This window comes from Sphingobium sp. PNB (genome assembly GCF_019873065.1).
GTDB classification, from domain to species: domain Bacteria; phylum Pseudomonadota; class Alphaproteobacteria; order Sphingomonadales; family Sphingomonadaceae; genus Sphingobium; species Sphingobium fuliginis.
The window spans coordinates 1-9,431 of sequence record NZ_JAINEZ010000133.1 but is presented as its reverse complement, the minus strand read 5'-3'; the positions used below and the strand labels follow the sequence as shown (position 1 = coordinate 9,431).

Sequence of the window (9,431 nt, the reverse complement as noted above, 5' to 3'; positions counted from 1 at the left end):
CGCTTTGCCGGTCGGGTGCGGCTGTCTATCGCCGCCGACCGCAGCGCCGATTCGCTGTGCGGCTTCGTAGGGAGTGCCGTCATGCTGCCGATTCCGACGAAGCCGCCCCCTCGTTCCGAGAAGATCGCGCCCCCTGATTCCGAGATGATGTCGCCCCCTCGGAGACGGGGCCGTACTGGCACTGATGGTTGTTGTTTCGTTCGCTGGCCCCGTCAAGCCGCCGGGTCGGTTTTCGTCCGGCGCATGCTGTCACCGTGGAGGTCGAGCCGGTGGGCGTTGTGGACGAGGCGGTCCAGGATCGCGTCGGCGTATGTCGGGTCCGCTATGACGTGATGCCAGGAGGGCACATCGAGCTGGCTGGTGACCAGGGTGGAGCGGCGCCCGTATCGCTCCTCGAGGATTTCGAGCAGGTCATGGCGCGCCTGGGCATCGAGTGGTTCGAGGCCCCAGTCGTCGAGGATCAGCAGCTGGACGCTGCCGAGGGTCCGCAGGAGCCGGGCATGGCGGCCGTCGCCACGGGCGAGCGCCAGGCTCGAGAACAGCCGCGGCACGCGCTGGTAGAGGACCGAGCGATCGTCGCGGCAGGCCTTGTGCCCAAGCGCGCACGCCAGCCAGCTCTTGCCGACCCCGGTCGGCCCGGTGATGACGAGGTTGTCGTGCGCCGCGATCCAGTCGCCGACGATCAGCTTCATCAGCAGCGCGCGATCAAGCCCGCGCGCGCTGCGATAGTCGATGTCCTCGGGGGTGGCCTGATGGCGCAGCTTGGCGAACCGCAGCCGGGCGGCAAGCTTGCGGTCGTGCCGGAAGCTCCATTCCCGATCCAGCAGCAGCGCCAGCCACTCGGGGTGCGTCAGGCGCTCGGCCTCGGCGTTGGCGGCAAGCTCGCCGAACGCCCTCGCCATGCCTGTAAACCCCATGCTGGTAAGCCGTTCGAGGGTAGGATGTGGCAACATAGTCGTCTCCTCAGTGGTAGTAGCGTGGGCCCCGGATGTTGGGATGATCGATGGGCAGGCCGTTGACCGCGGACGTCGCCGGCACCTGATCGAGCCCCTGGTCGAGGATCGATCTGACCGAGCCGTAGGTGCGTGCGCCGATGTCCAGGGCACGGCTGCAGGCCGCCTCGACGCGGTCGCGTCCGAAGCTCCTGGCCAGCCGCACGATGCCGAGACAGGCGCGGAAGCCCTGTTCGGGATGCGGGCGATCGACGAGGATCTTCTCGCACAGCAAGGCTGTGCAGACGCCGATCGCGGCGGACTCGCGGGTAATGCGCTCCACCGTCCAGTCGGCGAACCGCTTGTGCGATGACGGCATGTGCTCGGGTGTCGTCGTATGGCGGCCGTTGCCTGAGCCCCGCATGTGGGCAGCGACACGCTCGCCCTGATGGAACAGCTCGATCGTGCGCGCCGTGATGCGCGCCTCGATCGGCTCGCGGGCGAAGCGATACGGCACCGAGTAATAGTGGCGCTCGACCTCGACGTGATAATCGAGCCCGGCCCGCCGGCGGCGCCACTCGGCATAGACATAGGACTCCGCCGGCAGCGGCTTCAGCGCCGGGCGGTCGAGCTCCTCGAACAGCTGGCGGCGGGTCATGCCGACGCGGCGCAGAACACGCCGGTCGTTGAAATCCGCGATCAGCCCGGCGATCACGGCATTGAGCTCGGCCAGACTGTAGAAGGTCCGGTGCCGCAGCCGCCCGAACAGCCAGCGCTCGACGATGAGCACGGCCGCCTCGACCTTGGCTTTGTCGCGCGGCCGCCGCGGCCGGGTCGGCAGCACGGCACTCTGGTAATGCGCCGCCATCTCCGCGTAGCTGCGGTTGACCTGCGGATCGTACAGGCAGGCCTTGATCACCGCGACCTTCGCATTGTCCGGCACGAACAATGCCGGCGCGCCGCCAAAGGCCTCCACTGCGCGCACGTTGGCGCCGATCCAGTCCGGCAGCGTCTCGGTCCAGCTCGCCTCCGCGTAGGACAGGCTGGAGGCGCCGAGCACCGCCACGAAGATGTGCGCAGCCCGCACCTCGCCGGTCAGCCGGTCGACCACCACCGGCAGCTTGTCGCCGGCATAGTCGACGAACAGCTTGTCGCCGGGCGCGTGGTTCTGCCGCATCGTCACCGGCAGCTTCATCACCCAGCCGCGATACAGGTCGCAGAAGCGGCTGTAGCGGTAGCCGTCCGGGTGGGCGGCGATATACTCGTCCCAGAGGATCTGGAGCGTCACGTGCTTGCGCTGCATCTCGCGGTGAAGCCGGGGCCAGTCGGGCTCCGCACACCGCCGGTGGCCGGTCTTGTTGCCCGCCTCGCGGTAGAGCGCGGCTTCCAGCGCCGCGTCGCTGACGTCGTCGCCCAGCGGCCACGTCAGCCCAGCCGCCGCCGCCCGCTTCAGCGTCTCGCGCACCGTCGACGGCACCGCGCCCACGCGCAACGATATCGCCTTGTACCCCAGGCCCTGCTCGGCCCGGTATCTCAACATCTCGCGGACACGCCGCATGCTCACCCTTTCCGCCGGCATCAGCCGCTCCTTCGGACATACCCAAAGAAGCGAGCCTAACCCCGCCAGCGAACCCCGTTCGACGCCGCCCCAAAGGGGGCGACATCATCTCGGAATCAGGGGGCGACTATTCTTCGGAATGAGGGGGCGGCATCATTTCGGATTCCGGGGGCGGCTTCCCTCGGAATCAGCAGCCATGCCGGGGTCGCTGATCGTCACCGACGATTGGAGCGGCTATGGCAACCTGCGGACACGCGGCTATGACCACCACGCAATCGCCGAATGTGGCGACCCCGAGGTGGCCGAGGAGTTCATGCCGATCATCCACCTCGTCTTCAGCAACCTGAAGACTTGGCTCAACGGCATCCACCACGGCGTGAGCGCAAAGCATTTGCAGGCCTACCTCAACGAGTTCACATTCCGCTTCAACAGACGGTTCTACCCGTTCAACGCCTTCCGCTCGCTCCTCGGAATTGCGGGCGAGGTGAAAGCTCCGACCTACGCCGAGCTATATTCCGGTGGCTGGGCGCACCCCACATGTAGTGGGTGTCTGCGTTAACCGGATAGGCACGGTTTGAACTGCCATCCTTCGAAGGTCATTAGCATCTGGCCGAATTGCTCCCAGCTCACCTCGCGGCCGTCGATGACCAGCATGGGGACGCGATCATCCGATTCCAGGTCACAACCGATTCGCCCACGCACGGTCATATCCGCGATCGAACACCGCTGGCCATCGTCCACCAGGTGGCGCAGCGAGAGCGCGCGTCGCATGCGTTCGACAAGCCGCGCCATGAGCTCAAAGAGATCGGCCTGTGCGTCGTCGAGAATCTGAAACTCGTAGCCCCTGCGTTCGCTGTCCTGAACTTCGAAGGCCTCGAGCGTCACCCGGTCACCCAGATGCAGCAGGAGGAAATGAAATCTGCGCTTGACCCCGGCTGCGTCCGACATGTCGATAGGTTGGAAGCCCACTTGCTCGAGCTCGATCTGACCTGTGCGGGCTACCTCCGCGTTGAAGCAGCGACTGCAAAGATCCCGGTAGCCTGTCTCCATCGAGCCGAAGTGAATCAGGTCATAGCTGGCAACGCGGGCGTGGCAGGCATGGCATTGGACCTGGGTCATGGGATCGTCGCTCCCGTCACATGGCCAACCATCAGGCTGGCTGCTCATTGTCGATCAACGTCACCCCGACCTCGAAACACCACTCTTCAAGCGCCAATTCGGTCGCCCGCGCTTCGAACGCATGCCACTTGTCGAGTGTACCGGTCGCCCGCAGCAGTTGCTTGAGCCGACTGTAGGCGCCTTTTCGGCTGAATATCTCCGAGGCCTTGTCGAAGGAGCCGGGGAGTTCTTCAGCAACAAACGACAGGGCTAGCCGTCTGCCAAGATCGAGGTCCCGTCGATGGGGTACTGGCAGATAATCTGCAGCTCGGGATCGTCAGAGAATTCTATGTCCTCTTCCAAATCCACACCTTCCGACACGAAAATGATCCGGCCTGTCCTTTTAGAGATATATGCCTGATGTTCGTCGAGGTCCGAGACGCTCGCGAACTCGAAAGCGTCGACCAACTCGCTCAATTTGATGGGCGCGGACTCCGGCTCCTCTGTAGGCATCCTCTGGGCTCCTGCTCAGTGTGCAAGGCAGCATCGCTGGAGCAGATGCTGAAAAGGCTCGACAGGGTCGCCTACTCGGAACGGCCTCTGCGGCGACAACGCGTGGTGGCCACCGCCGGACAAGATCCTCGCCCTCACTACCGAAACCATAGGCGCTTGGGCACGGGCAGCGCCAGTGAAAAGGCAGGCGGCAGCCGCGCATGGGCGATTGGGAAGCGGAATTCGGAAACACGTCGCGGTTACGGGTGCTTCTCGGAGACCCTGCGTCCGTCGCGTCGGGTGACATAGGGGCGCCGCGCCGGTTTGCGCGATGCGCTCCTTCCGGTCAGCTCCCTAATGCGACAGCGGGTTCGAACAATGCCCCGGCGACCTTGCCGGCGTGGTAGGCATCGCTTTGGACGTAGCGCCGCGAAGTCGCTGTACGGGTAGTGAAGTGGAGGCCGAGCCGACTGATCTCGTCGTCCAACATCGAATGTTTGACCGCGACCAGGTCGAAGCCCGTGCTCTGACTTTCGCTGCCTTGCCGGGCAGTCCTAAGGTCGGCGAGTTTACCGGAAATGCCAGTAGCGAGGCCGATCTGGAATGAATTGAGCGCCGTCCGGCGATTGCCCCCGCGCAGCGACTGGTAGATTGCACTGCCTCGGAAAGTCGCGCTTTCAGTATCGAAGGTGACTTCGATCAGGTCATGCAGAAAGCGCGCGGCTTCGACATCGGTCTTAAGGCCGAAGAATACAAAACCCAGCCCGCCATCGGCACGCTGTTCCTCCCAGACTCGGCAATCGCAGAACGCAGCGACCGATTGTGCGCACAAATCCACTGGCGCGCGCCTCTTACGCCCGGTGGCCACACTCACCCCTTCGCAGTCTGATCGGCGCACCGAAATCTCGTCGAGCGTAAGGTCATGCCGGGCGAGCAACTCGGAGACTTTGACTGCTGCTGCGATGGCTTCCGCCTCGGTGCAGCCACGATCGGCCGTCTTGGCGCGCAAGCCCTGGATGCGCTGGATCACACGGTCGATCTCTGCCGCCTCCGCGGAAGCGTTTCCGGCCGGATTTTTCGCACCCGAAAAGGCTGATCGCTGTCTCAGCCGATCGAATAGGTCGCGCGCGCCGGCTTCCATATTGCCCTGCGCGATATGGCCTGCGACCTCGGTCGCCACCTGATCGAGCATCTGGGCGGCGCCATGCACGCCGGCTCGGGCGCGCCCAACAATCGTCTCCACTTGCAGGGCGGCGATCTGTTCGAACGCTGTCCGCAGACCATCGGGCGCGTCATCCCGATCGGCCTGGGCGAAACATCCAAGAGCGTCGACCAGATTGTCCACCGACGCCAGACCCCGCGCTTCGAACACCAGATCAGGATCCGCATCAACCGCCTCGATCCAGCGGATGGCCAAGTGCTGGATCGGTGAGAGATTCTCCACCTCCGACAGAAAATCGAAGACTGTATCTTCGTCCAATACTCCGATCAGTTGCGGTATGGGTTGGAAGCCGCGCCGGGCCACGTTGCGGTAAAGGCTCCCTGCACAGCGATGACCAGTCCCGAGCGGGCGGCCGTGACGGACGAATGTCATGGCCTCTTCGAGCATCGCCTCATCCATCGCGAACAATGGCGAGATCAGCACGCGTCGGCCGCTTTCGAGCGGACACAAGCGCATCGCGGTCGGTTGCCCAGCGGCCAGGGACGATATCCGCTCGTCCAACAGCAGGATGCTTTCACCCGTGACCAGATCTTTCAGACGGACAAGGTACGGCCCCCCCCCGATCGACAATTCTGACCAGACGTAATTGTGCGGCGCTGAGCGCTTGAAAAACCTGTCGATCTTCGGAGGTTTTCGGTGTCCTGGCTTTGAGGTAGCGATCGACCATGGTTCGGCCGCTCACCGATGGCGTGAACATTTCGAGATCGGCAGCCAACACCGTAAGGCATCCCAGCGCGTCATCGTCTTCCGGCAGATCAGCATGTCCGATCAGCCACCGACGCAGGGTTTTCTGGATCGCGCCTGGGGGCACGAGCCTTTCGACTACGTCTTCGACGTGCGCGCCGATTGCCTCCAGGGTCTCGAAGTCGGCTTCGATGTCGTAGCTGGTTCCGGCCATGGGCATCGTATGGTTTCTCCTCGGCTACGTGTCTGAGCCGGAACCCAGAACTGGATAGGTTTCCAAAATCAAGGATATGCCGCTCAGTCTCAGTTGCGAAACAGCGACGGAGTGCTGCATGCGGACTTATGTGACCTGCAAGCACATTCGCGCAAAGGGCTGCGGTTGCCAAGCGATCCGACTGACGCTGAAGCGCAGTTATGCGCAGCTTATGGGTGATTAAACAGGGTGCGGCAGGTCGCCTGCTCGGTAAGATGAAATAGCGCCGCCACCGGACGCGGTGAATGCATTCTATTCTGGCGTGGAGGGCTGCACCGTTTTCATGCGACTGCATTTATCTTTGGCGACCGACAGGAAGGGTGCATGAGACAGTGCATATCGGAGGTAATCACTGAATGTCGAAAGCCAACCTTGGCCATGATCTCTCCGGGCTCATCCGTTTTGCCGAACGTGCACCCTGGGACGAAAGACTGGTCGACATGCTGGCCTTGCACCTTGATCCGGTCTGCGAGGCTAGCGGTCTCGATCCCGAAGCGATCTTCGATGCGGTAGGCCACCATTGGGAGGGAACCTTGTGGGGTTGCGCCTTCGAAGACCTGATGGCCCGCGAACCGGAAGCGGACGGCCCGAACCTGGTCGATGACTATCTCAAGCGGCGGGGTTGGAACGAAAGGGCGCCCAACAAGGCCTATATGCGCGCGCTGAACCAGACAGCCATGTCGCTATACGAAGTCAGCGAGGTCGTGCCCGGTCAGTCAATGCGCTTGCGCGATCTGCTGCGGGAGAGCGAACCGGTCACGGTGCTTGAGCGCGGTGCAACCCGGACTCTCGTCAATTGGGACCGCATCGCCACTCGCGTGGTGCAAGTGAACGGGCGATACGGCATTTCCGGTGCGCTGTTGCCATTCGGGCCGGATGCCAGCGCCGAGTTGATCTCGACGATTGCCCGACTGGAGGCCGACAGCGCACCGGATCACGACACCTTGCTGCGTTCCTGTGCGCCGCTGTTCACCGGTATCTGGATGCTCGACGCCCTCGGCGTGCAGGCGCGAGCCGAAATGCCCGAACTGGTCAACGCCGATGGCGAGGACGTGGTGTTTCATCGCGTCGTATTTCCGTTGGCCAAGGGTGCGAACCGGCAGACCGTGGCGCGGATGCTCGATGCCGCCAATTGGCTCGAGCCGGCCAGTGATAGTTTCTGGAACTGGCTTGCGCCGAGAGTCGGCAAGAAGAAACCTGGTAAAGCCAAGGGTAAGCAAGCCCTCGCGACCACCATGCAAGATGGCACACCTGTTTTCGCCAATGTCGAATTGAAGGGACGCCAGGTGGTCGTCGAGGTGAACAGCTCGGAGCGTGCGGAAACAGCGAAGGCGCTTATGGCCGGATGGCTGGGCGAGCGGATCGGCCCGCCACTCACCGAAATCCGCACACTGGCGCAGATGCTCGCCGACGATGCGGCGGACGAAGAGCATGACGATGGGCTTCAACTACCGCCCGAGGAGACGGAGCGTGTGGTCCATGAGATGCTCACCCGCGAATATACCAAGGCGCTCGATCAACCGGTTCCTATGCTGGGTGACCGAACGCCGCGCGCTCTGGCCCGCACCAAGGCGGGCAGGGTGAAGGTCGCGGAGTGGCTCAGATACCTCGAGAATGGCTCTGCGAAATCGCGCGCGGCGGACGATCCCATGGCTACCTTTGATTTCACGTGGATGTGGGAGCAACTCGGCGTTGCAGACTTGCGGAAATAGGGCAGTGAGGTGATTCCCGAGGCGCTTGGGGAAATGTTGCTGCGACGAAATCCAGGCAAATCGCAATTCTATATTTTAATTTGCTTGACTAAACCGGATATTCAGTCGAATGCGGTTTAATGATACCTCGCCGCATCGAAAAGCAAATCAGGGACCGGCTTCGGCACATGCCCGGCGTGGTTTTGCTCGGACCCCGCCAGATCGGCAAGACCACCCTGGCGCGCGAGATTGCTGATGAACGGGGCGAGGGGGCCGTTTATCTTGATTTGGAAGTGGAAGCGGATCGCGCCCTTCTGGCCGACGCGCGGCCTTGGCTCGAAACCCAGTTTGGCAAGCTTGTCGTCATTGACGAGGTCCAGCGGGCACCGGATCTGTTTTCGACATTGCGCGGCGTTATCGACGAGCGCCGCCGTGCAGGGGAGGGGGCGGGTCATTTCCTGCTGCTCGGCTCGGCAAACCGAATTCTGCTCAATCAGAGTTCGGAGTCGCTCGCCGGACGCGTCGCCTATATGGACATGGGTCCGATCGACGCAGACGAAGCGCGGTCAGCCGGACTGGACGATCTCAACCAGTTGTGGGTGCGCGGCGGCTTTCCCGAGAGCCTGACCGCGCCCAACGACACCGAAAGCTTCCGCCGCAGGCTCGACCTGATCCGCACCTATGTTGAACGCGATCTGCCTTTCATGGTCCCTCGCATGCCGAGTGCGACCATCAACCGGCTCTGGACGATGCTCGCCCACGGGCAGGGGGGTCTGTTCAATGCCTCTGGCCTTGCGGGGAGTCTCTCCATCTCGGCACCGACCGTTGCCAACTATATCGACATCCTGTGTGATCTCGGCCTCGTCCGCAGGCTCAATCCCTGGTTTGCCGATGTCGGCAAACGACTGGTGAAGGCACCGAGGCTCTATGTTCGCGACAGCGGGCTGTTGCATGCCCTGCTGCGCCTCGAAAAGCTCGACGACATTCTTTCCCATCCTGTCGCCGGCACCAGCTGGGAAGGAATGGTTATCGAGAACATCATCGGCGCGGTCGGCGATCGCTACGATGCCCATTTCTACCGGACGGCGAATGGTGCGGAGATAGACCTCATCCTCGTGTCCGGCGGCGTTCCCGAAGTGGCCATCGAAGTGAAGCGGTCGACGGCGCCCAGCGTTGAGCGCGGGTTTCACCTTGCCTGTGACGATCTCGAGATCGAGAAGCGCTGGCTGATTTACCCCGGAGAAATGGCCTACCCGAAGCCGCACGGCATCACGGCAATGCCTCTGGTGCAGGCGCTGGAGCAGCTGGTGGCCGGGACTTCAAAACCATCATGAGAATTGCGCCCGGGCTGGCAATCACGGTGCGTGTGAAGTCTCGTCCGCTGCAGCATAATCTGTCGGTTGGCAGCATTCCGCGTTCAAAGCAGATTGCAGCTTAAATTGTGCAAACCGTTGTCCTGATGCGGTTGCGGAGGTGGTCGAGTTGGACTAAGGCGCGGGGG

Annotated in this window: 8 protein-coding genes and 1 pseudogene; 3 read left to right on the top strand and 6 right to left on the bottom strand. The window is 62.9% G+C overall.

Features of this window, described 5'->3' with window-relative positions; all coding sequences use genetic code 11:
* Window positions 1–212 precede the first annotated feature (212 nt).
* Window positions 213–953, bottom strand: coding sequence for an IS21-like element helper ATPase IstB (gene istB / locus K7W03_RS25485; RefSeq protein ID WP_222887668.1), 741 nt, complete (start codon window positions 951–953; stop codon window positions 213–215).
* A gap of 10 nt (window positions 954–963) precedes the next feature.
* The gene (gene istA / locus K7W03_RS25480) at window positions 964–2,490 is read right to left on the bottom strand and encodes an IS21 family transposase (protein WP_222887669.1); all 1,527 of its coding nucleotides are present in this window, start codon (window positions 2,488–2,490) and stop codon (window positions 964–966) included.
* 184 nt (window positions 2,491–2,674) lie between these two features.
* Here istA and K7W03_RS25475 point away from each other — a divergent pair.
* Window positions 2,675–3,049 (top strand): annotated as a pseudogene (locus tag K7W03_RS25475) (IS1595 family transposase); the annotation flags it as partial.
* Here K7W03_RS25475 and K7W03_RS25470 read toward each other — a convergent pair.
* From K7W03_RS25470 to K7W03_RS25455, 4 genes are all read right to left on the bottom strand, one after another.
* Window positions 3,046–3,609: a hypothetical protein gene (locus K7W03_RS25470; protein WP_222887667.1), complete on the bottom strand. Its 564-nt coding sequence runs from the start codon at window positions 3,607–3,609 to the stop codon at window positions 3,046–3,048. The pseudogene K7W03_RS25475 and the gene K7W03_RS25470 sit on opposite strands and share 4 nt — an antisense overlap.
* 249 nt (window positions 3,610–3,858) lie before the next feature.
* Complete coding sequence (locus K7W03_RS25465) at window positions 3,859–4,101, bottom strand: hypothetical protein (RefSeq protein WP_222887665.1); 243 nt, start codon at window positions 4,099–4,101, stop codon at window positions 3,859–3,861.
* A 325-nt stretch (window positions 4,102–4,426) separates the two neighbouring features.
* On the bottom strand, window positions 4,427–5,803 hold the full coding sequence (locus K7W03_RS25460) for a DUF2786 domain-containing protein (RefSeq protein WP_222887663.1): 1,377 nt from the start codon (window positions 5,801–5,803) through the stop codon (window positions 4,427–4,429).
* Between the two features lie 13 nt (window positions 5,804–5,816).
* Window positions 5,817–6,206: a hypothetical protein gene (locus K7W03_RS25455; RefSeq protein ID WP_222887661.1), complete on the bottom strand. Its 390-nt coding sequence runs from the start codon at window positions 6,204–6,206 to the stop codon at window positions 5,817–5,819.
* 389 nt (window positions 6,207–6,595) lie between these two features.
* Between K7W03_RS25455 and K7W03_RS25450 the strand changes: the two genes are divergently transcribed.
* Both K7W03_RS25450 and K7W03_RS25445 read left to right on the top strand, forming a co-directional pair.
* On the top strand, window positions 6,596–7,951 hold the full coding sequence (locus K7W03_RS25450; protein ID WP_222887659.1) for a hypothetical protein: 1,356 nt from the start codon (window positions 6,596–6,598) through the stop codon (window positions 7,949–7,951).
* Window positions 7,952–8,118: 167 nt separating this feature from the next.
* On the top strand, window positions 8,119–9,264 hold the full coding sequence (locus tag K7W03_RS25445) for an ATP-binding protein (RefSeq protein WP_226870508.1): 1,146 nt from the start codon (window positions 8,119–8,121) through the stop codon (window positions 9,262–9,264).
* Window positions 9,265–9,431 lie beyond the last annotated feature (167 nt).

What these genes read in the sequence shown, in the direction of transcription:
- K7W03_RS25465 (WP_222887665.1), bottom strand. Translation starts at nt 4,101, where the DNA reads ATGCCTACAGAGGAGCCGGAGTCCGCGCCCATCAAATTGAGCGAGTTG.
- K7W03_RS25470 (WP_222887667.1), bottom strand. Translation starts at nt 3,609, where the DNA reads ATGACCCAGGTCCAATGCCATGCCTGCCACGCCCGCGTTGCCAGCTAT.
- istB (WP_222887668.1), bottom strand. Translation starts at nt 953, where the DNA reads ATGTTGCCACATCCTACCCTCGAACGGCTTACCAGCATGGGGTTTACA.
- K7W03_RS25455 (WP_222887661.1), bottom strand. Translation starts at nt 6,206, where the DNA reads ATGCCCATGGCCGGAACCAGCTACGACATCGAAGCCGACTTCGAGACC.
- K7W03_RS25450 (WP_222887659.1), top strand. Translation starts at nt 6,596, where the DNA reads ATGTCGAAAGCCAACCTTGGCCATGATCTCTCCGGGCTCATCCGTTTT.
- K7W03_RS25445 (WP_226870508.1), top strand. Translation starts at nt 8,119, where the DNA reads ATGCCCGGCGTGGTTTTGCTCGGACCCCGCCAGATCGGCAAGACCACC.
- istA (WP_222887669.1), bottom strand. Translation starts at nt 2,490, where the DNA reads ATGCGGCGTGTCCGCGAGATGTTGAGATACCGGGCCGAGCAGGGCCTG.